This window comes from Streptomyces fradiae, from assembly GCF_041270065.1.
Classification (GTDB): domain Bacteria; phylum Actinomycetota; class Actinomycetes; order Streptomycetales; family Streptomycetaceae; genus Streptomyces.
Genome location: NZ_CP065958.1, coordinates 7,302,182 through 7,327,659, shown reverse-complemented (window position 1 = coordinate 7,327,659; position 25,478 = coordinate 7,302,182). Strand labels below are relative to the sequence as shown.

Below are 25,478 nucleotides of genomic sequence, written 5' to 3'. Positions count from 1 at the left end.
AGATGGCCGAGGGCGGGGGCTGCGAAGTGAGCGCTCACTCACGCAGGGGACGAGCGAGCGACGGGCCGGCCGCAGCCGCCCGCCGTGTCAGGCGTCGCCCGAGGGGCGGGTGCTGGCGCGCATGATGAGCTGTGGTTCCACCAGGAGGTGTTCGGCCTTGCGGGCGCGGCCTTCGATGTGGTCGACGAGGAGTCCGATGCTGCGGCGTCCGATGGTGGCGAAGTCCTGGCGGACGGTGGTCAGCGGCGGGGGGAAGTACTCGGCCTCGGGGATGTCGTCGAAGCCGGCGACGGCCACCTGCGCGGGGGTGCGGATGCCGGCCTCGCGCAGCGCCCGCAGGACGCCGAGCGCCATCTGGTCGTTGGCGACGAAGACGGCGGTGACCGGCGCGGCCCCGCGGCGGGCCAGGGCGAGCCCGGCGAGCTCCTGGCCCGCCCGGTACCCGGACAACGGGCTCCAGTCACCCGCCAGCACACGCGGGGGCTCGATACCGCTCTCCTCCAGGACCGCGCGCCAGCCCGCGGTGCGGGCCTCGCTCTCCAGCCAGTCCTCGGGCCCGGCCACGTGCCAGACCGTGCGGTGCCCGGCGGCGAGCAGATGCTCCGTGACCATACGGGCACCGCGCTCCTGGTCCAGGGAGACCCCGGGCAGATCGAGCCGGTGGCCACCCTCCACCGTCACCACCGGAAAGGGCGCGTCCAGCTCGGCGAGCGCCTGCACGTGCGAGCGCTGCGGGGTGATCGCGACGACCCCCTCCACACCCCAGGCCGCGAGATGGTCGATGGCATCCTTCAGCGCCTGCCCCTCCCCGGTACGCAGACTGACCGTGGAGACCAGATAGCCCTCCTCCCGCGCCGCCTCCTGCAGACCCGTCATCGTGCTCGCCGGGCCGTACAGGGCGGTGTTGACCGCGATCACACCCAGCGTCCTCGTCCGGCGCGTCACCAGAGCCCGGGCAGCGGAATTACGACGGTAGCCCAGCCGCTCGATCGCCACGGTCACCTGCTCACGCGTGGCCGCACGCACATTCGGGTGACCGCTCAGCACCCGCGAGACGGTCTGATGAGAGACCCCCGCCTCCCGTGCGACATCGGCCATCGTCGGCGGGCGGACGTCTTCCGCGGGATGCCCCACGTTCGCCTCCCCTCTCCCTGATCACGGCTGTGCGCCGATATTGCGGCTGTGCATCGATGCGAGAAAAACCTTATCGCCTCTTGTATCACCCAGTTGTGAGCGCTAACAATCTAGCTCGACCGGGGCGCCGACGCCCTGGCCACCCCGCCGGAACGGTGCCGTCCCGGTGGCGCGAGGACACGCGCCGCCGCCGTGCCCGTCCCCCGGCCGGAGCCGCCCTCGACGACGGGATTGCCAGGTAACGCCCATGAAGAAGTTCCGATCCGTATCCGCCCTCCTGGCCGTGACCACCAGCGGTGCCCTGCTCCTGACCGGCTGCGGGCAGAACAGCGAGGGGGGCAGCCAGGAGTCGAAGGACAAGAAGGACCTCACCATCGGCATCGCCATGCCCACCAAGTCCTCCGAGAGGTGGATCGCCGACGGCCGGAACATGACCGCGAGCCTGAAGAAGGCCGGTTTCGCCACGACCCTGCAGTACGGCGAGGACGACCCCGACCAGCAGGTCGCCCAGATCGAGAACATGATCACCCAGGGCGTCGACGCCCTGGTGGTGGCCGCCATCAACGGCGAGGCCCTGTCCAACGTCCTCCAGCAGGCTGCGGACGCCCACATCCCGGTGATCTCCTACGACCGGCTGATCCTGGGCTCCCCGCACGTCGACTACTACGCCTCCTTCGACAACGAGAAGGTCGGCGAGCTCCAGGCCACGTACATCGTCGACAAGCTGGGGCTGAAGGGCGGCGCGAAGAAGGGCCCCTTCAACATCGAGCTGTTCGCCGGCTCCAACGACGACAACAACACCAAGTACTTCTTCAACGGCGCCATGAAGGTGCTGAAGCCCTACCTCGACAAGAAGCAGCTGGTCGTACGGTCGAACCAGACCCAGCTCAACCAGGTCACCACCCTGCGCTGGGACGGCGGGACGGCGCAGAAGCGCATGGACGACCTGCTGACCTCCTCGTACGCCACGGCCCGGGTCGACGCCGTGCTCTCCCCCTACGACGGCATCTCCATCGGCATCCTCTCCGCCCTGAAGTCCGACGACTACGGGAGCGCCGCCAAGCCGCTGCCGGTCGTCACCGGCCAGGACGCGGAGGTCGCCTCCGTGAAGTCGATCATCGCGGGCCAGCAGACCCAGACCGTCTACAAGGACACGCGCGCCCTCGCGCAGGTCGCCGCGGACATGGTCTCCGCCGTCCTCGCCGGCAAGAAGCCCGAGATCAACGACGACACCACCTACGACAACGGCAAGAAGGTGGTCCCGGCCTTCCTGCTCGACCCGGTGAGCGTGGACAAGTCGAACTACCAGAAGGTCCTGGTCGACTCGGGCTACATCGACGCCGGGCAGCTGCGATGACGCCCGCGGCAGTCCCTGCCCAGGCCCCGGGTCCGGACCCGAACCCGGCCCCGGACCGGAGCCCGGACCGGGACCCGGCCGCCGGGCCCATCCTCCAGATGCGCTCCATCGTCAAGACCTTCCCCGGCGTCAGGGCGCTCTCCGAGGTGACCCTGTCCGTGGCGCGCGGCGAGGTGCACGCGCTGTGCGGGGAGAACGGCGCCGGGAAGTCGACCCTCATGAAGGTCCTCTCGGGCGTCCACCCGCACGGGAGCTACGAGGGCGAGATCCTCTTCGACGGCGAGCCGTGCCGTTTCAAGGACATCCGGGCCAGCGAGCAGCACGGCATCGTGATCATCCACCAGGAGCTCGCCCTCGTCCCCTATCTGTCGATCGCCGAGAACATCTTCCTCGGCAACGAGCCGTCCCGGCGCGGGATCATCGACTGGCACGAGGCGCTGCGCCGGGCCGCCGAACTGCTCCGGCGGGTCGGGCTCGACGAGCACCCCGAGACCCGGGTCGCCGACATCGGGGTCGGCAAGCAGCAGCTCGTCGAGATCGCGAAGGCGCTGGCGAAGAACGTCCGGCTGCTGATCCTCGACGAGCCCACGGCGGCGCTCAACGACGAGGACAGCGCGAAGCTGCTGCGGCTGATGGGCGAGCTGAAGAGCCAGGGCATCACGTCGATCATCATCTCGCACAAGCTCAACGAGATCGCCCGGATCGCCGACTCCGTCACCATCCTGCGCGACGGGCGCTCCATCGAGACCCTCGACGTCAGGGACCCGGCCACCACCGAGGAGCGGATCATCCGCGGCATGGTGGGGCGGGACCTCGACAGCCGCTTCCCCGAGCGCACTCCGTACGAGGGCCCGGCCGACGCCGAACCCGTCCTGGAGGTCCGGGACTGGACCGTGCGCCACCCGCTCGACCGCGGCCGCAAGGTCGTCGACGGGGTCTCGCTCCGGGTCCGCCGCGGGGAGATCGTCGGCGTCGCCGGCCTCATGGGGGCCGGCCGCACCGAACTCGCCATGAGCGTCTTCGGCCGCTCCTACGGCCACTACGAGCGGGGCACCGTGCTCAAGGACGGCCGCGAGGTGCGCACCCGTACGGTGCCCGAGGCGGTCGCCCACGGCATCGCGTACGTCACCGAGGACCGCAAGCACTACGGGCTCAACCTCGGCGAGTCCGTGAGCCGGAACATCTCGCTCGCGTCGCTCGGCGCCCTCGCTCGCCGCGGCGTCGTCGACGGGCACGAGGAACGCAAGGTGGCCGAACGGTACCGGCGGACCATGAACATCAAGACGCCGAACGTCCTCGAACCGGTCGGCCGCCTCTCCGGCGGCAACCAGCAGAAGGTCGTCCTCAGCAAGTGGATCCTCGCCGGTCCGGACGTGCTGATCCTCGACGAGCCCACCCGGGGCGTCGACGTGGGGGCCAAGTTCGAGATCTACACCGTGATCGACCGGCTCGCCGCCGAGGGCAAGGCGATCGTCTTCATCTCCTCCGAGCTGCCCGAACTGCTCGGCATGTGCGACCGCGTCTACACCATGGCGGCCGGACGGCTGACCGGCGAGGTCTCCCGCGCGGACGCCACGCAGGAAGTGCTGATGCGGCACATGACGCAGGACACCCCCGCACCACCGGCGGCCGCCGCGGGCGCCGCCTCCAGCGAAGGACACCGGACATGAGCACCGACATCACCATGGACAAGAGCGCCCCGGCGCCCCCGGGCGGCGCGGCACCCGGGCCGCACGGGACACCGGTGGTCCGGGTGCTCCTGGACGGCGTCCGGCGGAACATGCGCCAGTACGGGATGCTCTTCGCGCTCGGCCTGATCGTGCTCCTGTTCCAGATCTGGACGGGCGGCGACCTGCTGCTGCCGCGCAACGTCTCCAACCTGGTGCTGCAGAACAGCTACATCCTCGTCCTGGCCATCGGCATGATGATCGTCATCATCTCCGGGCACATCGATCTGTCGGTGGGCTCCCTCATGGCCCTGGTCGGCGGCATCGGGGCGGTGCTCATGGTGCAGCACCATGTCTCCTGGCCGGTCGCGGTGCTGCTCACGCTGCTCCTCGGCGCCGTCGCCGGAGCCCTCCAGGGCTTCTTCATCGCGTACGTCGGCATACCGTCGTTCATCGTGACGCTCGCCGGCATGCTGCTGTTCCGCGGGCTCACGGAGATCTTCCTCAAGGGCCAGACGCTCGGCCCCTTCCCGGAGGGCCTGCAGAAGATCGCCAACGGCTTCCTGCCGGAGGTGGGGCCGCAGACCAACTACCACAACGTGACCCTGCTCCTCGGCCTGGGACTGACCGCCTATGTGATCTTCCAGGAGGTACGGGACCGCCGCCGCCAGCGGGAGTTCGCCCTGGAGACGCTCCCCACCGGCCTGTTCGCGCTCAAGGTCACGGCCCTCGTCGCCGCGGTCCTGGTCACCACCCTGCTCCTCGCCAGCTACAAGGGCGCGCCCGTGGTGCTGCTGATCCTGGCCGTACTGCTCGTCGGCTTCGGTTACGTGATGCGCAACGCGGTGATCGGACGGCACGTGTACGCGATCGGCGGGAACCTGCCGGCCGCCAAGCTGTCCGGGGTCAAGGACCGCAAGGTGACCTTCGCGGTGTTCCTCAACATGGGAATGCTCGCGGCGCTCGCCGGACTCGTCTTCGCCGCCCGCTTCAACGCGGCCTCGCCGAAGGCGGGCGTGAACTTCGAACTGGAGGCCATCGCCGCCGCGTTCATCGGCGGGGCCTCGATGACCGGCGGTGTCGGCACCATCCTGGGCGCCATCATCGGCGGCCTGGTCCTCGGCGTGCTCAACAACGGCATGAACCTGGTCGGGGTGGGCACCGACTGGCAGCAGGTCATCAAGGGCCTGGTGCTGCTCGCGGCGGTCGGCTTCGACGTGTGGAACAAGCGGAGGGCGGGCGCCTGAGCCCTCCGCGGGCGACGGTTGTGCCCGTCGGCTGTCGAGCCGACGGGCACAACCGTCGCCGCTTTATTCAGCTCTCGCCCTTCGACGGCCCAACGTCGAGGGTGCGGGGGCCACCGTCTGCGGTCACCTGGTGCCGCCGGCGGCCATCCAGAAGAAGACGGCCGTCATCCGCTTGTCCTCCAGGGTGGTGCCGGTGTACCCGGTCGCCGTGTGGATGAGGTTGGCCGAGTACAGCAGCAGGCGGTTGTAGCGGGGCGGGACGCGCAGGTCCTCGGTGAAGGAGTCCTCGGGCACGAAGCGGGTGCCGAGCGCGTCCACCAGGTTGTTGTGCGGGGCGAGCACCTGATTGCCGCCGAGGACACCGCCGGGCAGGTTCTGGCGGTAGAAGCTGGTGCCGCAGTCCTTGGGGAGGTCCGGGCTGAGGTACAGCACCGCCGCGTAGCGGCACAGGCTGCGGGAGTCGGTGTGCGGGCGCGGCTCGCACTCGTCCTTGCCGACGACCTGGACGCAGTTGTGGTTGAAGGTGCCACCGCCGGCCGGGTCCACGGCCCAGATCCGCTGGGCCCCCGTGGCCTTGCGGACCAGCTTCTCCACGTGGGCCAGCTCGGCCGGTTCGAGCCCGGGCATCGTGCGCAGCCCCGGCCACGGCTCGGGCTTGTGCGGGTAGCCCTGCACCCAGTCGTCCCGCTCCAGCATGCGCGCCCGTACGGCGTCGGGGTCGGGCAGGACGTCGTCCAGGATCCAGTAGTCCCGGCCGCGAGTCGGCTTGCGGTACGGGAGGGCCCGGGGCGCGGCCGGGCGTGCGGGGTGCGAGGGCAGAGGCGGCATGACGGGAACGCTAGGCGCCGGAGCGGACGGCGCCTGCCATCGCGCCGCCAAGACTGCGGCAAGACATCGTCATGCAGGCAATCCGGAGGAAAAGAAGGCGCCCGCCGCCGCCGTCGCCGCGCCCACTCCCCCACTCCCCCCCGCTCCCCTCCCTTCCTGGGAAGCGGTCAGCGACCGGCGTACGGCAGCAGGGCCATCTCCCGGGCGTTCTTGACGGCGGTGGCGAGGGCGCGCTGCTGCTGGGCGGTCACGCGGGTGACGCGGCGGCTGCGGATCTTGCCCCGGTCGGAGATGAACTTCCGGAGCAGGTCGGTGTCCTTGTAGTCGATGTACGTGATGCCGGCCGCGTCGAGGGGGTTGGGGCGGGACTTCACGGGCTTGCGGGGGTCGGGGCGTCGGGCCATGTCACGGTTCCTTCGGGTGAGCGTTTCAGTGGGGTCGTACGAGGTCAGGCGGCGTCGAGCAGCGAGTCGAACGCGGCGGGCAGGTGCTTCCACGCCTCGCGGCCCGCCTGGTACTCGGCGTCCGTCAGCAGACAGGAGTCGAGGAGCACTTCGAGCCCCTCCCGGTCGAGGCCGGGCGAGGTGAAGACGAGGTGCTGGCAGCAGTCGCCGTGCTCGGGGTGCCAGTCGAGGGCGGCCGCCGCGCGGCGGACGGGCGGGACCATCTCCCAGGCGGCGTCGGGCAGTGACGCCAGCCAGGGGCCGGCGCTCTCCACGCACAGCGCTCCGCCGGCCGCGTCCCAGGCGAGCAGGGTGTCGGGGCGGTCGGCGAGCCAGAACCGCCCGCGGCTGCGGGCCGCCGCGCAGCACAGGTCCTCCAGTGCCTCGTACAGCCGCCCCGGGTGGAAGGGCCGGTGGCGGCGCCAGACGAAGGTGCTGACGCCCGCCTCGTCCGCGTCCTGGGGCAGCAGCGCGCAGGCGGGGTGCTGGGCGGCCGCCGCGGCCTCGACGTCGAAGCCGGCGAACGCGGCTGCGGCGAGTTCGCCGGAGCCGGCCGGCACGAGCCGTGCGGTGGGATGGAGTTGCGCGAGGAGGGCGCGGTCCTCGTCGTCCGCGTCCGCGCTGTCGACGACGGCGAGGACGGGGGCGTACTCCAGCTGACGGGCCCAGGTGTCCCCGACCGTCCGCTGGTCGGTCGGGGCGGCGGCCAGGCCGGCCTCGGCCAGGTCGTCGCCGTTGCCGAGATACGGCAGGACGAGCGCGGGGTCCACGGCGGTGATCACGTTCGTGAGCGCCAGGCGGTCTCCGCCGTGGGCGGCGATGACCTCCGCCATCGCCTTGGGCTCGACCGAGTCCCACAGCTCGACCACGGCGAGACGGGTCAGACGGCTGTCCGCCAGCCGTTCCAGCTCCGGGACGAGGTCCTCGCGCAGCGCGCAGCAGGCGCAGTCGTTGACCAGGGGCGTATCGCCGGAGGAGAGGGTGCCGGTGGCGTCGCGGATCAGCCGCAGGACGTTGCCGTCGGATGCCCCCGCCAGGTCGTGATGCAGGGCCACGCTGCCGGGGACGGTCTTCAGGAGTCGTTCGACGACCTCCTTGCGGGCGTCGGCGTGCAGTCCGCCGACGAGTACGACGGGGAGCCGGTGATCGCCACGCATCAGCGGGCTCCGTAGCGGCGCTGGAACTTCTCGACGCGGCCGGCGGTGTCGAGGACGCGGGCGGTGCCCGTGTAGAAGGGGTGGCTCGCCGAGGAGATCTCGACGTCGACGACCGGGTAGGTGCTGCCGTCCTCCCACTCGACGGTCTTGTCGCTGGTCATCGTGGACCGGGTGAGGAACGCGGTGCCGGAGGCGGAGTCGCGGAAGACGACGGGCTCGTAGGCGGGGTGGATTCCGGGCTTCATGGCAGGACCTTTCGATGGTCGGGGGTCGGGCGGGGTGGGAGTGGTCAGCGCTCTTCGCGGAAGTCGACGTGGCGGCCGACCACGGGGTCGTACTTGCGGAGCACCAGGCGGTCGGGGTCGTTGCGCCGGTTCTTGCGCGTCACATAGGTGAACCCGGTGCCCGCGGTGGAGCGGAGCTTGATGACGGGGCGGATCTCGTTGCGTGCCATGCCGCAGAGTATATGGGAACGATTTTCATTTTCGATACCGCTACAGTGGTGACCCCACCCCAGCCAGCAGGAAAGGCGCACCACCCATGTCAGCTCACTGCCAACTGACCGGCACCAAGCCGGGCTTCGGCAACGCGATCTCCCACTCCCACCGGCGCACCTCACGCCGTTTCGACCCGAACATCCAGCGCAAGCGCTACTGGCTGCCCAGCGAGGGACGACACGTCCGGCTCACCCTGAGCACCAAGGCGATCAAGACGGTGGACGTGATCGGCATCGAAGCCGCCGTGGCGCGCATCCGCGCGCGAGGAGGGAAGGTCTGATGGCGAAGCGCAGCAAGATCGCGAAGAACGAGAAGCGCAAGGAGATCGTCGAGCGGTACGCCGCCCGGCGTGCGGAGCTCAAGGAGATCATCCGCCGCCCGTCCTCCACGACGGCCGAACGGGACGCCGCCCTCGCGGAGTTGCGGCGCCAGCCGCGCGACGCCAGCGCCACGCGCGTGCGCAACCGCGACAGCACGGACGGCCGTCCCCGCGGCTACCTGCGCAAGTTCGGCCTCTCCCGCGTGGAGGCCCGCCGGCAGGCACACGCGGGCTTCCTGCCTGGAGTGACCAAGTCGTCCTGGTAGACGCGAACGCGTGTGCCCCGCGGGGTCGCGAGGGCCCCCGGGGCACACGCGGGACGAATTGATAATGGGATCCATTTTCATATAGCCTCTGCGGGTCAGCAACCGGACCGAGGAGTCTCACGATGGCCGTCCCCAAGCGGAAGATGTCCCGCAGCAACACCCGTCACCGCCGCGCCCAGTGGAAGGCGACCACGCCCCAGCTGGTGCCGATCACCGTGGACGGCGTCGTCTACCGGGTCCCGCAGCGTCTGGTGAAGGCGTACGAGCGCGGCCTGATCCAGCCGGAGGGCTGAGCGCTCATGACGTCCACCGACCGCCTGCCGGTCACGGTTCTCTCCGGGTTCCTCGGGGCCGGGAAGACCACCCTGCTCAACCATGTGCTCGGCAATCGCGAAGGGCTGCGGGTCGCGGTCATCGTCAACGACATGAGCGAGGTCAACATCGACGCCGCGCTCGTCCGCGGCGGCGAGGCGGCCCTGTCCCGCACCGAGGAGCGGCTGGTCGAGATGACCAACGGGTGCATCTGCTGCACCCTGCGCGACGACCTCCTGGAGGAGGTCGACCGGCTCGCCCGGGAGGGCCGCTTCGACCATCTGCTCATCGAGTCGAGCGGCATCTCCGAGCCCATGCCCGTGGCCGCGACCTTCTCCTTCCCCCGCGACGACGGGGCCACCCTCGGCGACCTCGCCCGGCTCGACACCATGGTGACCGTCGTGGACGCCGCGGGCTTCCTGCCCGAGCTGGGCGGCGGCGACGAACTCGTCGCGCGCGGCCTGGCCCCGTACGAGGACGACGAGCGGACCGTGAGCGATCTCCTCATGGACCAGGTCGAGTTCGCGGACGTCATCGTCCTCAACAAGCTCGACCTCGTCGGCCCGGAGAAGGCGCGCCGGCTGCGCGCCACGCTCTCCCGGCTCAACCCGGAGGCCCGGATCGTCCCGGCCGTGCGCGGCCAGGTGCCGCTCGAACACATCCTGGGCACCGGCCTGTTCGACGTCGAGCGGGCGCAGCAGGCCCCCGGCTGGGTGAAGGAGCTCAACGGCGACCACGTACCGGAAACCGAGGAGTACGGCATCTCCTCGCTCGTGTTCCGCTCCGAGCTGCCGTTCCATCCCGGGCGTCTGTGGGCCTTCGTCACCAAGGGCCTGGACAGCGGCACCTTCGGGCGGGTCCTGCGCTCCAAGGGCTTCTTCTGGCTCGCCAGCCGGCCCCGGGTGACGGGCCTGTGGTCCCAGGCCGGCGCCGTCGCCCGGTTCGAACCGTCCGGCGCCCGCGGCCCGGAGACCACCCAGGGCCAGGAACTCGTCTTCATCGGCACCGCACTGCGCGCCGACGCCCTGCGCGCGGCGCTGGAAGCCTGCCTGCTGGCACCGGGCGAGGCCGTCCCCGCCGACGACGACTTCCCGGTGTGGGAGACGTACGGCATCGAAGACGCCTGCGGGCACGAACAGGCGGCCTGAAACACCAGCCCGACACACTCCGGGCCGGACGGTGGTCGCAGCCACGGCACCGTCCGGCCCGGCCCCTGTACCGGCTCAACCTGTTCCAACTGCCGTAACGTCCAAGCACCGTGGGGCGCCGCGAATTCTCGCGGCGCCCCACTCTCGTTTCTTCCTCTCCCGTCCGTCGCCTAGCCGGTCACCTCCGGTACGGGCAGCGCCGCGGGCGCCGCCCGGCGGCGGGCGCGTGCCAGGAGGCCGTGTCTGGGGGCCAGGCACCAGGTGAGGGCGAAGAGCCCGGTGAGCACGACGACGATGGAGCCGCCGGCCGCCAGGTCGTACGCGTACGAGACGTACAGCCCGCCGAGGGTGCCGGCGCAGCCGAGGCCGGACGCCAGCAGGGTCATGACGCCGAGCCGGTCGGTGAGCATGCGGGCGGTCGCGGCGGGGGTGATGAGCAGCGCGAGGACCAGGATGTTGCCGACCGCCTCGAGGGACATGACGATCGTCGTCGTCACGACGATGTAGAGGAGCAGGTCGAGGCGGAAGACCGGCAGTCCGGCGGCGCGGGCCGTCTCGCGGTCCAGGGTGACGGCGACGAGCTCCTTGCGCAGGAGGAGGACGACGGTGACGAGTACGGCTCCGAGTCCCGCCACCGTCCACACGTCCTCGGGGCCGACGGCGAGGACCTGGCCGAACAGGAAGGACGACAGGTCGGTCGTCCAGCTGTCCCGGGTGGAGACGAGGACGATGCCGAGGCCGAAGGCGAACGCGAAGAAGACGCCGATGACGGTGTCCTCCTTCAGCCGCCGGTTCTGGGAGACGAAGGCGATCAGGACGGCCGTGGTGATGCCGGCGGCCGCGCCGCCGAGCAGCAGATTGCCCTCCAGGGCGTACGCGAGGGCGACGCCCGGGAACGCCGAGTGCGCCACGGCATCACCGATGAAGGCCATGCCCCGCAGGACGACGAAGACGCCGACGACCCCGCAGACCAGGCCGACGACCGCGGCGACCGCGAAGGCGCGCTGCATGAAGGGCAGTTCCCACGGGCCGAGCAGAAAGTCGATCACGCCGCCGCCTCCGCCGCGCTCCCGGCGCCCGCCCGGTCAAGGCCGAAGGCCTGGAGCATCCGGTCCGGATCGGAAAGGAGTTCCGGGCCGCCCTCCGCGACCACCGTCCGGTTGAGCAGGACGACGCGGGTGCAGGTGCGGGCGGCGGCCGCCAGGTCGTGTGTGGTCATCAGCAGGGCCGTTCCGTCCTCGGCCAGCCGGCCGAACAGGTCGTTCAGGAGTTCCTGCGTGGGGACGTCGACGCCGGTGAACGGCTCGTCCAGAAGCAGGATGCGCGGCTCGGCGGCCAGGGCACGGGCCACGAGGACGCGCTGCCGCTGGCCGCCCGACAGCTCGCCGATGGGCCGGCGCCGCAGGTCCGTGAGGCCGCTGAGTTCCAGCGCCCGGTCCACGGCGGCATGGTCGGCCGCCGCCGGTCTGCGCAGCCAGCCGATGCGCCGGGTGCGGCCGGACAGGACGGCGCCGGCGATGTCGACGGGGAAGTCCCAGGCGAACTCGTGACGCTGGGGGACGTAGCCGATCAGGCGCCGCGCCTCCGATACGGGCTGCCCGGCCACCAGGACGCGGCCGGCCGACAGGGTGGTGAGGCCGAGGACGGCCCGCAGCAGGGTCGTCTTGCCGGCGCCGTTGGGTCCGATCAGCCCGACGAGTTCGCCCGCGCCGACGGAGAGGTGCGCGTCCTGGAGTGCGATGCGGCCGCCGAGAGCGACGGTGACGCCCTCGGCCCGCAGGACGGGACCGGCCGCGCTCATGCCCGTACTCCGTTCCCTCGGCCCCTGCGGCGGTTCAGCACGACCAGGGTGGCGCCGGCTGCGGCGAGCGCCACGGCGGCGCTGCCCATGAGCGCCACGTCGCCCGCGCCGGTGTCGGCCATGGAGCCGGATGTGCCCTTGGGGGCCTCGGCGGGGTCTCCGCCGTCTGACGCGCCGGTGGACGGGTCGGCGGACGGGTTGCCGGACGAGTCGGCGGACGAGTCGGCGGACGGGTTGACGGGCGAACCCGAGTGCGTCCCGTCGCCGACCACGAACGTGAGCGTCTCCGTGTCCGTCGAGGCCGAGCCGTTCGCCAGGGTGCCGGTCATCGAGACCGTGAGCCGGTGCACTCCCTCGCCGCCGAAGGCCCAACCGCCGTGGGCATGCGTGTTGGCCGGGACGTCGATGGTGTCCGGCACGCCGTCCTTGCTGTTGAACAGGACGTTCGCGCCCGAGAGTCCGTCGTACGTGTAGAGGGCGAAGCCGCCGGGCCCCTCGGCCTTCGTCAGGGCGAACTTCACACCGCCCTTGAGCGCGCCCGCCTCGACGTTGTCGGTGGACCAGCCCGGCCACAGCAGGCCCTCCTGCTGGACCTGGTCGAGCAGCCAGACCGGCTCGCCGCTCTTGCCCAGGAAGGAGAAGGCGTTCCCGGCCGGGATCTGCTTCTTCGCGGCGGGCCTGACGTGGAGCTCCACCGAGGACGGCTCGCGCCAGGTGGTCTTCCCGGCGACCGTGCCGTCCTTGACCTGGATCTGCAGCTTCCCGTCGACGACGCGGGCGGCGATGTCGACATGGCCTTCCTGGAGGACCTTCTTCTCCGTGGCCGCCTTCGCCCTGGTGGGTGCCGGGGCCGCCGCGCGCGTGACCACCAGGGCGGGCGCCGTCGGAGCGGCCGCCGTGGGCGTGGGCGTGGGTGTCGGCGTAGGCGTAGGCGTGACGAGCGCGGGGGCGCCGACCCGTACCGTCAACGTCGTCGTCCGGCGGACCGGTTCCGACTCCGGGGAGTCGGCGAGGGTGAGCCCGTACGTGCCCGGGGCGGTGAACGCCCAGCGGGAGACGGGCGGCACCGCGATGTCGGTGGCAGCGGCGTCACGTGGCGGAATCGGGTAGCCGTCCTCCGGCAGCCCTTCGGCACCGTCACTGCGCGCCACCAGCTCGGGCGCCGTGCCCTCTCCCCCACGGTGGATGACCAGGGCTCCGGGGCCGTCGACGCCCGTGAGGGTCAGTCCGGCGGCGTCGGCGGGCTCCTCGATGTCCCACACCCGCGCCCCCGGTTCGCCCAGGAACGCGTACGCGGCCTCGTCCGGTACGACCAGGACCTGCGTGTCCGGCGTGACGGCCGGCGGGACCGGGGACTCGGACGCCGAAGTCCCGGACGCCGAGGGCTCGGTCGCCGAGGGCTCGGCCGCGGCGGCGGTCGCGGTGAGGGCCGCGGTGAGGGTCAGCAGCAGGGCCGTACCGAGGGCGCAGCCCAGCGTGATCCGGCCGGGTGTCCCCTTCTTGCGTAGGCTCGTCATCGGGTCGTGCTTCCCTTTCCGCCCAGGCAGCGGGCGAGTTCGTCGGCGTTGTGGCGCATCATCCCGACGTAGTCGTGGACCTTGTCGTCGAAGGAGTCGCCGTAGATCGTGCAGAGGCCCACGCCCTCGTCCTGGGCCACCCGGCGCAGGATGTCGGCGCGTGCGGCGAGGTTGGGTTCGAGGAAGACGGCCGGGACCTTCTTCTCCCGGATGGTGCGGCGCAGTTGCTCGACCTCGGCCGCGCTCGGCTCCTGGCTCGGTACGGGGACGACGAAGCCGGCGACCTCCATCCCGTACGCCTGGGCGAGGTAGCCGAAGGCGTCGTGCGTGGTGATGAGCTTGCGGTGGGCCACGGGGACGGTGGCGAGCGTGGTGGCGACGTTCTTGTGCAGGTCGGCGAGCGAGCGCAGGTACGTCTTGGTGTTGCGCTCGTAGACGGCCTTGCCGGCGGGGTCGGCCTTGGCGAGTTCGGATTGGATGCGGCGGACGTACGCCTCTGCGTTGGAGACGTCGCCCCAGGCGTGCGGGTCCAGGTCGCCGTGGACGTGCTTGCCGATGACGGCCTGGGGCAGGACCCAGATGTCCTGGCCGGCGGGGCCGAGGAAGCGGTACTGCTGCTCCTTGGGCACCTTCGCCTTCGCCCGGTCGGGGACGTTCAGCGCGACGCCCGGGCCGGGTATGCGCATGCGTTCGCCGGTGGCCTTGTCGTCGGTCCGTACGTAGACGGACTTCTGCCGGGCGTTGAGGGTGAGGTCGGCGTGTCCGCCGTCGAGCGTCGTGCGGCCCTGGGCCTGCTTGTTGTGTGCGGCGCCGCCGACGGTGAAGGTGACGGTGCCCTGCCCCGCGTCGGAGGTCGTTCCGTCCAGGGCCTCGACCTGGCCGCGTACGGTCAGCTCGTACGTACCCGGCTTCGTGAAGACCCAGTTGACGTGGGTGTGGGCCTCGGGCGGCAGGGTGAAGGAGTCCTTCGTGTCGAGGCCGTCGGTCGAGTCGATGTAGCTGGTGGGGTTGCCGAGGGTGTCGGTGAGGTAGACGTGCAGGTCGCCCGGGCCTGTGAGCTTCACGGCGCTGGTACGGACATGGGCGCCCTCGCCGGTGACCTCGCCCTCCACGGCCCAGCCGAGCCACAGCACGTCGAGGCCGAGGTCCTCCTCCAGCTTCATGACGTGGCCGCCGAACTGCTCGAGCCTGTCGGCGATCTCGACCTTCGGTGTGCCCTCGCGGGCGTTGTTGTGGATCATCTTCATGATCCCGGGCTCCTCCAGGAGCAGCCCGTTGGAGAAGACGAGGTCGGCCCGCGCGACCTTGGCCGTGTCGCTCGGGCTGGGCTCGTAGGAGTGCGGGTCGCCGTGGTGCGGAACGATGGAGGTGACGTCGACGCGCTCGCCGCCGACCTGGCGCACCAGGTCGGCGATGATGCCGGTGGTCGTCGAGACCGTCAGGGCGGCGTCGGAGGCACCGGGGCCGGGGCCGGAACAGCCGGCAAGGAGCAGGGCACCGGCCAGTGCGAGAGCGGTTCTACGTGGTGCGGTGGTGCGCACGACGGAACTCCTTGGTGGACCTTGTGGTGGGTACGGAGGACCGGCCCCGGGGGCGGGAGGGACGGCTGTGACCCCCGGAGCCGGTGGTCAGGGAGCGTCAGGGGCGAGGTCCGACGGATCCTCGCGCCGGCGGCGGGCGAGCAGGAGGGCCGCCGCTCCGGCGCAGACCGCGGCGATCGCCAGGCCGACGGGCAGCAGGGCGGGGGCGCCGGTGGAAGCCAGGCCGCCGCCGGTCGATCCACTGGTGACCCGGCCACCGTTCCCGGAGTCGCCGCCCGTTCGCGGGGTCTCCTTGCCTGTCGGGCCGTCTGTGGCTTCGGGTGCCGGTGCGGACGAGGACAGGGACGGATCCGGCCCCGGCCGGGACGCGGTCGGGTTGGTGGTGGTCGGGGTCCCGCTGGGCGGGGCGGTCGTGGGGGCGGTGGGGTCGGTGTTCTCCCCCGGCTTCACCGTCGTGGGGTCGACGGCCCCGACGGCCCAGGCGATCGTCGCCGTGTCGCTGACCTTCGTACCGTCGGTGAGGGTGGCTGCGACCGTGAACGTCGTGCGGTAGACGCCTTCCTTGGTGAAGGCCCACGCGGAGTGGGAGTGGCTGCCGGCGGCGTGCTCGAACGCGTCGGGCAGTCCGTCGCCGCTGTCGACGAGGACCGTGCTGTCCATCGAGTTGTCGTTGACGACGGCGAGCGTGCCCGGGCCCTGGAGGGAGTCGAGCCGGTAGGTGATCCTGCCCCTGACCTGGGAGGCGGGGAAGCCCTCGGTGCTCCAGCCGGGCCAGACGAGTCCGGCGAGTTGGCTGGACGGGAGCCACCAGACGGGGTCTCCGGGGGTGCCGAGGAAGGCGTACGCCTCGCTGATACGGCGCTTGGCCGCGCGTCTGACGTGGATGACGACGTCGTCGGGCTCGTGCCACCGCGGGTTCTGGAGGGTGCCGTCCTTGATCTGGAAGGCGAGCTTTCCGCCCTCTCCCGGGCGCGCGGCCAGGTCGATGTGTCCGTCGTCGATCACGTACGCGCCGGGGGCCGACGAGGACGGCGTCGGCGTCGGGGCTGACGGCGTGGAGGACGTGGGCGTGGGTGTCGTCCCGTCACCGGGCCGCACCTGCGTGGGGTCGGTGGACCCCACGGCGACGGCGAGGGTCTCGGTGTCGCTGACCTTGCTCCCGTCGGCCAGGGTCGCGCTGACGGTGAGGGTGAGCCGGTGGACGCCTTCGGCGGCGAAACCCCAGGTGGGCACGGACCGTTCCGTCCCCTGTGGCAGCGAGAAGGAACGGTGGGCGGGATCCTCGCTGTTGAGGTGCTGGACGGGCTCCTGGTCGGACCACTCCATCTCTTCGGTGAAGGTGTAGAGCGCGAACCGCCCCTCCCCCTGGGCCCGGTCGAGGGTGACCTCTGCCGATCGCGCGCCGGCCAGGCCCGCCCAGCCGGGCGTCAGGGCGAAGACGTCCTTCGCGTGACGCCCGTTCAGGAACCATCCGTACAGTCCGTCGCCCAGGACCGGGTTGACCGGCGAGAGGATCGATTCCTTCGCCTCGGGTACGACATGCAGCACCACCTCCGACGGTTCGCGCAGCACCGTCCCGTCGCCGGTGCGGTCGGCGATCCGCAGGTCGAGCCGGCCGTCGGCGAGTTGCGGGACGAAGTCGATGTCCCCCTGCGCCAGTACGACGGCGCCGCTGTCGGCCCGGGCGGTGCCGCTGCCCGCGGCGACCAGTCCGGCGGCGGCGGCGAGCAGCGCGGCGGCCAGGGTGGCGGCGGTCGCCGCGACGGCGCGGCGGCCGTGTGTCAGGACGCTCATGGTCCTGCCTCCTTGCCAAGGCGGTGACCCGCCCGCCCGCGCGGCGGGAACGGGCGGGCGGGTCACCGCGGTCCGGTCGCCGGTCAGTTGGTGACGGTGATGGTGTAGGTGTCGGTGGCCGTCTTGGTCACGCCGCCGACGGTGCCGCTGACGGTGAAGGTCACCTGGTAGGTGCCGGGCTCCTCGAAGGCCCAGTTGGCGTGGTCGTGCGCGCCGACGGCGAAGGTCTTGGTCTTGTACGAGGTGCTGGTGCCGCTGTCGTAGTAGCGGTCGACGGTGGAGCCGTTGACCTTGTAGACGCTGAAGTCGTCGGTGGCGGCGCCGTCGCGGGTCACCGTGCCGAGCTTGTACTGCACGGTGTCGCCGGCGAACACGCCGGAGGTCAGGTGCTCGGTGGAGATGCCGGGCCACAGCACGTTCTTGGCGGTCGCCACGGCCTGGTCCTGCGGCAGGACCCAGACCTGGGCGCCGGTGCCGAGGAAGCCGTACTGCGTGCCGGTCGGACGCGCGACCTTGGCCGCGGCCGGCACGGAGAGCACCGCGTCGGCCGGGCTGTACTCGACCGCGTTCGTCTCGTCGTGCACGTGCAGGGCGAAGGCGGCGCCGTCCCACTCCGCGTCCAGGACGTCGACGTGGCCGGCGGAGAGCGTGGTCGCGGCGAATGCGGAGCTGTTGAGGCCGGCCACGGCGAGCATGGTGGCGGCGACGCCGGTGACGGTCATCAGGCGCTTGCGGGTACGCAAAGGGAACCCCCCATGGGTCATGTCCATGGCCTTCATGGACATGCAGACGATAATCATTTTCATTAAACGTCCGCAACCCTGCCTTGCCGGGGGGCCGCAGGCGTCGTGCCGGCGGCCCCGCTCGGGAGGGGAGGTCAGGAGGGGTCGCCGTACTGGAGGCCGCGTCCGTTGGTGCCGACGTAGACGCGGCCGAAGGTGTCGGGGTCGCCGGTGATGACGCCGACGCCGCCGATGCTGCCCCACTGGTGGGCGTCGTCGTTGACGCGGAGCCAGGTGGCGCCCTTGTCGGTGGAGCGGAAGACGCCGGTGACGTCCTTGACGGTGCCGATCAGATACAGGGCCTGATAGGAGGCGCCCGGTGCGGCCTTGCCGTAGCCGAGGGCGGAGGCGGACTGCACCGTGGTGACCTTGGTGAAGGTGCGGCCGCCGTCGGTGGAGTGCAGCAGCCCCTGGCCGCCGCCGGCGATCCACAGGTCCCCGGCGACGCCGGGGACGGCCGTGAGCCGGCCCGCGGGCAGGCCAGTGGCGCGGGCGGTGAAGGTCGCGCCGCCGTCGGTACCGGCGTACAGCGTGCCGCCGGACAGGGAGTAGAAGGTCCTGGCCGAGGAGCGGTCGGCGACGACCACGGCGTCGGTCCCCAGGCCGCTGACCTTCGACCAGCTCGCCCCCTTGTCGGTCGAGCGGTACGGGACCTGGCCTGCCTCGGTCCAGACGATGGTGGAGCCGTCCGCCGCGAGCGCGACATGCCCGTCCTGGGCACCGGCCACCGGCTCCGCCGTGAAGCCGTGCCAGCTGCTGCCGCCGTCGGTGGAATAGGCACCGTCCTGCGCGCCGCCACGGCCGACGCGGACCATCATCGAAGGGTTGGCCTGGGCGAAGTCGATGTCGGTGCTGTTGGTCATCATCGGGTTGCCAAGCCGCCCGGCAGGCACCCGGGTCAGGTCGTCGTGACGGAAGCCGCCCTGGTCGCCCATGGAGGTGATGACAGTGGCACCGCCCGGCGGGGCGATCGCGTCCATCAGCGCGGTCTCCTCAAGGCCCCGCGCCCCCGCGGCCCAGTGGCTGGTGCCGCCGCTGTCGGTGGCGTCGGCGTCCTTGCTGCGCCAGATGCCGTTGCCCGTGCCGTACAGCACGTGGCCGGAGTCGAAGGGGTCGATGGCGAGAGCGGTCATCCAGTGCCCGGTGTGGGTGCCGACGTAAGGAGCGGCGGAGGCGTCCCGTACCGAGGTCGCGGCCTGCGCCTTCCACGTCGTACCGCCGTCGGTGCTCCGGTACACCTCGTCCTCCGGCCACCAGCGGTCGAGGGTGGTGACCATCACCGTCGAGGGCTTTCGCGGGTCGACGGCCAGTCCGGAGAACCCGTACGAGCCACTGGACGGGGAGATGTTCTTCCACGCGCCGCCGCCACTCGGCGTGTGCTTCCACACCGATCCGGCCGTCACGCCGTTGGGGCCGAGGGCATTGGTGTACGTCAGGTACAGCGAGCCGTCGCCGGAGAGGACGCCGCGCTGCGGGAACTGGCCGGTGGGCTGCCCGGGGACGGCCTGCCAGGTGTTGCCGCCGTCGGTGGAGCGGTACAGGGAGGTGGACTTGTCGGCGACGCCGACGTAGACCGTCTTGCTGCCTGCCGGGCCGTACGTCACGAAGGAGATGGCCGCGCCGCTGCTCGCCCCGTCCTTCACGGGGAACGAGGAGACCTGCCGCCATGTCACGCCGGAGTCGGTGCTGCGCCACAGGCCGTTCTTACGGCTGCCGAGGAGCAGGGTGCGGTGGTCCGAGGGGTCGATCGCCAGCCGCTCCCCCGCCCCGCGGCCGTCCTCGTTGCCGCCCAGTTTGAACGGCAGGTCGGTGCGCTGGAAGGTGCGGCCCCGGTCGGTGGAGCGCAGGATCGCGCCGTTGCCGGCCCATTCGTTGCTGTAGGTGCCCGCCGCGAGATAGAGCCGGCCGGGTTCGACGGGATCGGTGGCCACCGCGTCGATGCCCAGCAGGTTCCAGTCCTTCTCACCGAGCCAGTCCGTCAGCGGGATCCACTGCTCGGCCGCCGTGTCCCAGCGGTAGGCGCCACCCATGTCGGTACGCGCGTACAGCAGGCCCCGCTCCCGCGGGTTGAACACCAGGCCGGTGACGTAACCGCCGCCGACCACCTGGGCGTTCCGCCAGGTGTACGGGCCGGTCGCGGCCGACCCGGCGTCGGGTGCCTTCACCAGCTTCCACTGCTGGTTGGTGCTGCCCTTGCCGGGATACTGGATGATCGCCGCGCCCTGCGCCATGGAACCCCCGGAGACGTCCAGGACCATGCCGCTCCCGCGTGAGGTGAACGTGACGGCGTCGGAACCGCTCACGCCGTCGATCCGCCACTCCTGGGAGGGGGAGGAGCCGTCGGTCTGCTGCTCGGCGACGGCCGACCGGGCGGTCGAGCCGCCCGCTATGCCCAGCACCTTGCCGCTGTTGCGGTTCACCAGCTCGTAGTAGCCGTCCCCGGTCGACCTCAGCCGCCACAGCTGGTTGGCCGTGTTCTGGTCGGTCCACTGCTGGACACGGGTGCCGTCGGCGGTGGAGAAGCCGTTGACGTCCATCACCTTGCCACTGCGCACGGAGACCAGCCGGTAGGAGGCACCGTCGTCGACCGTCGCCGCTTCCGAGTCCTCCTGCGCGAACAGGAGATAGGGCACGAGGACCGCGGGCACACCGATCAGCAGGCCGGTGACGGTCCTGCGACGGCGGTGACGACCGCGGCGACCGCCGTCTGTGGGGTTGTTCATGGGGGGGGTGTTCTCCTTGCGTACGTTCACGGGGCAGGCGGATCCGGGCACCGCAGTGGCCGGATCCGACTCCTTGTCGCCACAGGCACCGCAAAGGGTTGCCCTGCCCCGTGAACTCTTTTCTCAAGGTCCGGCTCTCCACCGCCCCGCGCCGTCCACAGGACCGTGACGTGCGGCGAGTTCACCGAAAGACTTTCGATGAGAACGCGCTCGGAACAGACGGGACTTACTGTCGTCGAAGGACAGAGACATCGAAATATTTCGAAACTCTTGACATGTTTCTTCGAGGTTTCCAGACTGACGCCAGTCGTCCGCGCCGTAGGGATCCATCGTCGGCGTCCAGTCCGGTCTCTGTCTCGACGCCGTCGGCGGCGGCACCGCCAACGGCACGCTGATCCAGCTCTACTCCTGCTGGGGCGGCACCAACCAGCGCTGGACCCGCACCTGACGATCACTCAGTACGCCGCACGCTCGGGACGAGAGCGTGCGGCGCCCCCCACCTGGAATCGAGGTACCGTCATGCGCCGCCGAATCCGCGCCCTCGCGGCAGCCTTCATCGCACTGCCGCTGGCACTCGCCGTCGCGCCGTCCGCCCACGCGGCCGACCCGACCACCATGACCAGCGGGTTCTACGTGGACCCGAACTCGAGCGCGAAGTCGTGGGTCGCGGCCAACCCCGGTGACGGCCGGGCACCCGCGATCAACACGTCCCTCGCCAACACCCCCATGGCGCACTGGTTCGGCTCCTGGAGCGGCACCATCGGCACCGCCACGGGTGCGTACGTCGGGGCGGCGGACTCCCGGGACAAGCTGCCCATCCTGGTCGCCTACAACATCTACCACCGCGATTCCTGCGGCGGGCATTCCGGAGGCGGAGCCGCCTCGCCGTCCGCCTACGCGAGTTGGATCGCGCAGTTCGCCGGCGGGATCGCCAACCGCCCGGCCGTCGTCATCCTCGAACCGGACTCCCTCGCGGACTACGGCTGCCTGAACCAGGACCAGATTCGCGAGCGACAGGGCATGATCAGCGGCGCCCTCACCGAGTTCAACCGCCAGGCACCGAACACCTGGGTCTACCTCGACGCCGGCAACCCCGGCTGGGTGAGCCCCGGAACGATGGCCCAGCGGCTCCACGAAGCCGGTCTGCGCCAGGCCCACGGCTTCTCCCTCAACGTCTCGAACTACTTCACCACCGCCCAGAACACCGCCTACGGCAACGCCGTCAACGGCGAACTGGCGGCCCGCTACGGCTACACCAAGCCGTTCGTCGTCGACACCAGCCGCAACGGCAACGGCTCCAACGGCGAGTGGTGCAACGCGGCCGGCCGCCGCATCGGCACACCCACGCAGCTGGGAGGCGGTGCCGAGATGCTGCTGTGGATCAAGGCCCCGGGCGAGTCCGACGGCAACTGCGGCGTCGGAACCGGCTCCACGGCCGGACAGTTCCTCCCCGAGGTCGCCTACAAGATGATCTACGGCTACTGACCCCGGGGACTCCTGTGGCCCGGCGCCTCGAAATCCCAGCTCAGCGCACCCGACCCCGCGCCTTCAGCTGGGTCGGCGGGACCTCGGGGGCGTCCAGGCGGGGGCCGGCGTAGCCGACCACCTCGCCGAAGCGGTCGCCGGTCATCCACTGCTCGCGCGCCGCACGGATCTCCTCGTCCGTGCGGCCCACGAAGTTCCACCACATGACGATCTCCTCCTCGAACGGCTCGCCGCCGAGGAGCATCAGGCCGGCGTCGGAGGCGGCGCGGAGGGGGAGTTCGGTGCGGCCGCAGCCGAGGTAGAGCATGGAGCCGGGGAGTACGGGGACGTCGTCCACGTGGGCCTCGCCGGACATGGCGAGGACCGCGTACTCGAAGTCCGGGTCGAGCGGGAGGCGTTGTTCGGTGCCCGCGGCCAGGGCGAGGTCGGCGCCGACGAGGGGGGTGTAGGTGGTGCCCGGGGAGGCGGCGCCGTCGAGGGCGCCGAGGATGACGGTCGCGGTCAGGCCCGGCGCGGTGACCTGCGGCAGGTCGGCGTGGTGCTGGAAGTGGGGTTCGACGTCGCGGTGGGCATCGGGGAGCGCGACCCACAGCTGGGCGCCGTGGAGGTAGCGGGCGTGGGACCTGGGGCTCTCCTCGGAGTGGGAGATGGCCCGGCCCGAGGTCATCAGGCCCAGCTCGCGGGGGCGGACGGTCTGCAGGCTGCCGAGGGAGTCGCGGTGCAGCACCTCCCCCTCGTGCAGCCAGCTGACGGTCTGCAGGCCCATGTGGGGGTGGGGCGGGACCTGCATGCCGGGTTCGTCGGCGATGTCGTCGGGGCCGTAGTGGTCGACGAAGGCCCAGGCGCCGACCATGCGGCGGCCGAGGTTGGGGAGCAGTCGGCGGACCTCGGTCGATTCGCCGAGCTGGACGTGGCGGGGGCTGAGGAGCTCGCGCACCGGTTCGGCGACGACGAAGCCCCGGCCACCGCAGACCTGGAGGGTGGCCTGGCGGTCGAGATTGCTCATGACGCTCAACCTATTCCCGTCGGGGTGCGGAGACGGGGCGGACCCACCCATCGAATGGTGGTGGAATGTTCAACGACCCTGCCGTGTTGTCGCCCGCGTAAGAGCCGGACAGCACGGCAGCACGGCAGCACCACCGTACGGAGAGAGTGAGCAGTGAGCGACGAGACGTACTACGAGTTCGGCACGCCGGCCGACCGCTGGAGCCGCGCGCAGCTGTTCTTCGAGGCGAAGGAGTACCTGACGGCGGCGCGGATCCTGCGCGGTCTGGTCGCCGAGCACCCGGACCAGACGGCCCAGCGACTGCTGCTCGCCCGGGCGTACTACCACTCGGCGCAGCTCTCGAAGGCCGAGGCGGAGCTCCGCGCGGTCCTGGAGCGTGACCCGGTCGAGCACTACGCGCGGCTGATGCTCGGCCGCACCCTGGAGCGGCAGGGCCGCGCGGACGAGGCCGCGCCGCATCTGCGGCTCGCGGCCGCGATGTCCGGCGAGACCGTCGACTGACGAGCGCGCCGTGACCCACGCGCCCTGACCCTCATGGCGTGAACCGGAGGTCGGTGCCGCCCCGCAGCAGCGGGGCGTCGCGGCCTCCGTCCATTCCCGGTGGTACAGCAGGTCCTGGACACAGGTCTCGTTCGCCGCCGGAATCACGGCCCCGGGCTGCACGGCGGACGGATAGCGCCGGGTCAGGGCCGTGTTGCCGTGCACGGCCTTGCGTACGGCGGCCAGCGTGACGTCCACGCGGGGCGCGTCCGGGAAGGTGGCCTGGAGCACGAAGACCCCGCCGCCCTTCGCGAACCTCGGCTTCGGCAGGGCGGCGCCGTGCTCGTCGTAACCGGCGCGGTTGCCGGTGATCTCGCTGGCCGCGTCCGTGCGCACGGTGACCTTGGTGACGCCGAAGACCTCCCGGAGGATCGCCGTCCACATGTCCGGCACCCCGCCCATGTTCCCCTCGGTGTCGGCGTAGTGCACGATCCCGCCGCCGGGGCGGTCGGCGGTGGTGTTGCCGCTGATCCGGGTGCCGGTGAGGGTGAGGTCGGCGTTGCGGGCGGAGATCCCGCCGCCGCCCGGGTGCGCCCGGCGCGGCTGTCCGGGCGGCGGGGCGGCCTCCAGGCCCCGGGAGACGTTGTTCTTGATCACGCACCGTTCCAAGGCTCCGGCGGAGCCCATGGTGAGCCGGATGCCGCCGCCCATGCTGCCGGTCCGGTTGCCGCTGACCTCGGTGCCGGTGAGCCGGACCCGGGACAGCACGGAGGCGTAGAGCCCGCCGCCGTCGTCCGCCGCGGTGTTGCCCGTGATCCGGCAGTCGGTGAGCGTGACCGACCGCCGCCGGGCGTCCAGGATCTCCTCCTCGTGCCAGGCCGACCAGCGGTCCAGGCGCAGCGCCGACGCGGCGATGGCGTAGAAGGCGAGCTTGACGGCCTCCTCGATCCGGCCGGTGGTCAGCTCGGCGAGGATCCGCGGGGTCTTGGCGAGCACCGGGTTGGGCTCGAAGGGGTTCAGGAGCCAGCGCAGGAAGTGGTAGAGCTCGGTCGGGGTGAGGGTGACGATCGTGCCGGGGTGCAGGACGGCGGTGCGGGCGGCGAGCGCACGGTCAGCGAGGAACTTGATCAGATCCAGCTCGCTGAGGTCGCGGCCGAGCCGGCCGGGCAGCGAGATCTCGCAGCCGATGCCGCCGCCGTCGAGCCTGCCGCGCCGCCCGGAGGCGTTGCGGTCGATCCAGCAGCCCTCCAGGACCGGCCAGCCGTAGCCGACGACGGCGAGCCCGCCGCCGCGCCCCTCGGCGGTGTTGCCGCGGATCAGGCAGTGCCGCAGGGTGGGGCTCGCCCAGACGGTGGCGACGCCGCCGCCGAAGGACTGACCGGCCAGCCACACGGCGCGGACGCCGGGCGGCACGAGGGTGTCGAAGGTCCGCGCCGCCCGCGTGAGCAGCGCGGCCCGGTCGATCCGGGGCAGCGGGGCGGCACCCCGTACCCAGGACAGCATGGTGTTGACGGTGTCGATCAGACGGTTGGCGGCGGCCACGCCGGCCACCGGCAGGACGTCGCCGAGGAGGCTGACGACGGCGTCGCGCAGCGCGGTCCGGTCGGCCTCCGGCCAGGCCGGGAAGGGCGCGGTCTCGGTGCGGTTGCGGGTGATCGCGCAGCGCTCGACGAGCACGTCGTCGGCGTCGACGACGGCGATGCCGCCGCCCGCGCCGAGCGCCGGATCGCGCGGGGTGTGCGTGGCGTGCCCGCCGGTGATCCGCAGGCCCTTGACGGCGACCGGACCGAAGCCGCGCCGCCCGCCCGGGTCGCCGGGGCCGATGCGCAGGACCCGGTGCCGTCCGCCGCCGTCGAGGGCGGGCAGGGCGCGGGGGTCGAATCCGGGGGCGGCGGGGTCGTCGGCCGGGTGGCCGCGGAGCCGTTCGCTGATGAGCGTGACGGGCCGGTCGAGGACGAGTTCGGGCTCGCGGTA

23 protein-coding genes and 2 pseudogenes are annotated in these 25,478 nt (G+C 71.6%); 10 read left to right on the top strand and 15 right to left on the bottom strand.

All coding sequences use genetic code 11. The annotated features are described in order from the left end of the window. Positions 1 to 87: 87 nt before the first annotated feature. Complete coding sequence (locus tag JAO84_RS33300) at positions 88 to 1,098, bottom strand: LacI family DNA-binding transcriptional regulator (RefSeq protein WP_370416936.1); 1,011 nt, start codon at positions 1,096 to 1,098, stop codon at positions 88 to 90. A gap of 283 nt (positions 1,099 to 1,381) precedes the next feature. On the opposite strand from JAO84_RS33300, the gene chvE reads away from it, so the two are divergent. The 3 genes from chvE (at position 1,382) to mmsB (ending at position 5,405) form a co-directional block, all read left to right on the top strand. Continuing rightward, positions 1,382 to 2,491 (top strand): multiple monosaccharide ABC transporter substrate-binding protein, encoded by a 1,110-nt coding sequence (gene chvE / locus JAO84_RS33295; protein ID WP_370416177.1) that lies wholly within the window; start codon positions 1,382 to 1,384, stop codon positions 2,489 to 2,491. A 98-nt stretch (positions 2,492 to 2,589) separates the two neighbouring features. Continuing rightward, positions 2,590 to 4,161, top strand: a complete 1,572-nt coding sequence (gene mmsA, locus JAO84_RS33290; RefSeq protein WP_370416176.1) for a multiple monosaccharide ABC transporter ATP-binding protein — start codon at positions 2,590 to 2,592, stop codon at positions 4,159 to 4,161. Continuing rightward, the gene (gene mmsB / locus JAO84_RS33285) at positions 4,158 to 5,405 is read left to right on the top strand and encodes a multiple monosaccharide ABC transporter permease (protein ID WP_370416175.1); all 1,248 of its coding nucleotides are present in this window, start codon (positions 4,158 to 4,160) and stop codon (positions 5,403 to 5,405) included. Before mmsA ends, mmsB begins: the two co-directional genes overlap by 4 nt. 123 nt (positions 5,406 to 5,528) lie before the next feature. Here the strand turns inward: mmsB and JAO84_RS33280 are convergent, their stop codons facing one another. The 5 genes from JAO84_RS33280 to rpmG form a co-directional block, all read right to left on the bottom strand. Next, the gene (locus tag JAO84_RS33280) at positions 5,529 to 6,233 is read right to left on the bottom strand and encodes a DUF6445 family protein (RefSeq protein ID WP_370416174.1); all 705 of its coding nucleotides are present in this window, start codon (positions 6,231 to 6,233) and stop codon (positions 5,529 to 5,531) included. 167 nt (positions 6,234 to 6,400) lie between these two features. Beyond that, positions 6,401 to 6,637: a 30S ribosomal protein S18 gene (gene rpsR / locus JAO84_RS33275; protein ID WP_370416173.1), complete on the bottom strand. Its 237-nt coding sequence runs from the start codon at positions 6,635 to 6,637 to the stop codon at positions 6,401 to 6,403. A gap of 44 nt (positions 6,638 to 6,681) precedes the next feature. Beyond that, positions 6,682 to 7,833 carry a GTP-binding protein gene (locus tag JAO84_RS33270; RefSeq protein WP_370416172.1) on the bottom strand — a complete coding sequence of 384 codons (1,152 nt, stop codon included), beginning with the start codon at positions 7,831 to 7,833 and terminating at the stop codon, positions 6,682 to 6,684. After that, positions 7,833 to 8,078, bottom strand: coding sequence for a type B 50S ribosomal protein L31 (locus JAO84_RS33265; RefSeq protein WP_370416171.1), 246 nt, complete (start codon positions 8,076 to 8,078; stop codon positions 7,833 to 7,835). Before JAO84_RS33265 ends, JAO84_RS33270 begins: the two co-directional genes overlap by 1 nt. Before the next feature lie 44 nt (positions 8,079 to 8,122). After that, positions 8,123 to 8,287 (bottom strand): 50S ribosomal protein L33, encoded by a 165-nt coding sequence (rpmG, locus tag JAO84_RS33260; RefSeq protein ID WP_099198435.1) that lies wholly within the window; start codon positions 8,285 to 8,287, stop codon positions 8,123 to 8,125. Between the two features lie 86 nt (positions 8,288 to 8,373). Between rpmG and rpmB the strand changes: the two genes are divergently transcribed. From rpmB to JAO84_RS33240, 4 genes are all read left to right on the top strand, one after another. After that, complete coding sequence (gene rpmB / locus JAO84_RS33255; protein ID WP_370416170.1) at positions 8,374 to 8,610, top strand: 50S ribosomal protein L28; 237 nt, start codon at positions 8,374 to 8,376, stop codon at positions 8,608 to 8,610. Then, a complete protein-coding gene (gene rpsN, locus JAO84_RS33250; protein ID WP_265863675.1) occupies positions 8,610 to 8,915 on the top strand; it encodes a 30S ribosomal protein S14 in 306 nt (101 codons plus the stop codon). The genes rpmB and rpsN overlap by 1 nt, the downstream gene beginning before the upstream one ends. Positions 8,916 to 9,037: 122 nt before the next feature. Next, on the top strand, positions 9,038 to 9,208 hold the full coding sequence (rpmF, locus tag JAO84_RS33245) for a 50S ribosomal protein L32 (RefSeq protein WP_189853091.1): 171 nt from the start codon (positions 9,038 to 9,040) through the stop codon (positions 9,206 to 9,208). A 6-nt stretch (positions 9,209 to 9,214) separates the two neighbouring features. Then, on the top strand, positions 9,215 to 10,375 hold the full coding sequence (locus JAO84_RS33240) for a GTP-binding protein (protein ID WP_370416169.1): 1,161 nt from the start codon (positions 9,215 to 9,217) through the stop codon (positions 10,373 to 10,375). A gap of 170 nt (positions 10,376 to 10,545) precedes the next feature. On the opposite strand, the gene JAO84_RS33235 is transcribed toward JAO84_RS33240, so the two are convergent. The 7 genes from JAO84_RS33235 to JAO84_RS33205 all read right to left on the bottom strand — a co-directional run bounded on the left by JAO84_RS33235 (position 10,546) and on the right by JAO84_RS33205 (position 20,533). Then, a complete protein-coding gene (locus tag JAO84_RS33235; RefSeq protein WP_370416168.1) occupies positions 10,546 to 11,424 on the bottom strand; it encodes an anchored repeat-type ABC transporter permease subunit in 879 nt (292 codons plus the stop codon). Continuing rightward, positions 11,421 to 12,176: an anchored repeat-type ABC transporter ATP-binding subunit gene (locus JAO84_RS33230; RefSeq protein ID WP_370416167.1), complete on the bottom strand. Its 756-nt coding sequence runs from the start codon at positions 12,174 to 12,176 to the stop codon at positions 11,421 to 11,423. Before JAO84_RS33230 ends, JAO84_RS33235 begins: the two co-directional genes overlap by 4 nt. Continuing rightward, entirely contained in the window at positions 12,173 to 13,693 is a 1,521-nt protein-coding gene (locus JAO84_RS33225) for a choice-of-anchor M domain-containing protein (protein WP_370416166.1), read from the bottom strand. Before JAO84_RS33225 ends, JAO84_RS33230 begins: the two co-directional genes overlap by 4 nt. Continuing rightward, positions 13,690 to 15,234, bottom strand: coding sequence for an anchored repeat ABC transporter, substrate-binding protein (locus JAO84_RS33220; protein WP_370416165.1), 1,545 nt, complete (start codon positions 15,232 to 15,234; stop codon positions 13,690 to 13,692). The genes JAO84_RS33225 and JAO84_RS33220 overlap by 4 nt, the downstream gene beginning before the upstream one ends. A gap of 87 nt (positions 15,235 to 15,321) precedes the next feature. Continuing rightward, the gene (locus JAO84_RS33215; protein WP_370416164.1) at positions 15,322 to 17,028 is read right to left on the bottom strand and encodes a choice-of-anchor M domain-containing protein; all 1,707 of its coding nucleotides are present in this window, start codon (positions 17,026 to 17,028) and stop codon (positions 15,322 to 15,324) included. 83 nt (positions 17,029 to 17,111) lie between these two features. Further along, positions 17,112 to 17,771, bottom strand: a complete 660-nt coding sequence (locus JAO84_RS33210; RefSeq protein WP_370416163.1) for a choice-of-anchor M domain-containing protein — start codon at positions 17,769 to 17,771, stop codon at positions 17,112 to 17,114. 134 nt (positions 17,772 to 17,905) lie between these two features. Continuing rightward, positions 17,906 to 20,533, bottom strand: a complete 2,628-nt coding sequence (locus tag JAO84_RS33205) for an RICIN domain-containing protein (RefSeq protein WP_370416162.1) — start codon at positions 20,531 to 20,533, stop codon at positions 17,906 to 17,908. Positions 20,534 to 20,855: 322 nt separating this feature from the next. On the opposite strand from JAO84_RS33205, the pseudogene JAO84_RS33200 reads away from it, so the two are divergent. Next, positions 20,856 to 20,981 (top strand): annotated as a pseudogene (locus tag JAO84_RS33200) (RICIN domain-containing protein); the annotation flags it as partial. Positions 20,982 to 21,052: 71 nt separating this feature from the next. Further along, entirely contained in the window at positions 21,053 to 22,018 is a 966-nt protein-coding gene (locus tag JAO84_RS33195) for a glycoside hydrolase family 6 protein (RefSeq protein WP_370416161.1), read from the top strand. A gap of 40 nt (positions 22,019 to 22,058) precedes the next feature. Here the strand turns inward: JAO84_RS33195 and JAO84_RS33190 are convergent, their stop codons facing one another. Continuing rightward, positions 22,059 to 23,024: a pirin family protein gene (locus tag JAO84_RS33190; RefSeq protein WP_370416160.1), complete on the bottom strand. Its 966-nt coding sequence runs from the start codon at positions 23,022 to 23,024 to the stop codon at positions 22,059 to 22,061. 153 nt (positions 23,025 to 23,177) lie between these two features. On the opposite strand from JAO84_RS33190, the gene JAO84_RS33185 reads away from it, so the two are divergent. Further along, positions 23,178 to 23,525 (top strand): tetratricopeptide repeat protein, encoded by a 348-nt coding sequence (locus JAO84_RS33185; protein WP_370416935.1) that lies wholly within the window; start codon positions 23,178 to 23,180, stop codon positions 23,523 to 23,525. A gap of 468 nt (positions 23,526 to 23,993) precedes the next feature. Here the strand turns inward: JAO84_RS33185 and JAO84_RS33180 are convergent. Next, positions 23,994 to 25,007 (bottom strand): annotated as a pseudogene (locus tag JAO84_RS33180) (right-handed parallel beta-helix repeat-containing protein); the annotation flags it as partial. Positions 25,008 to 25,478 lie beyond the last annotated feature (471 nt).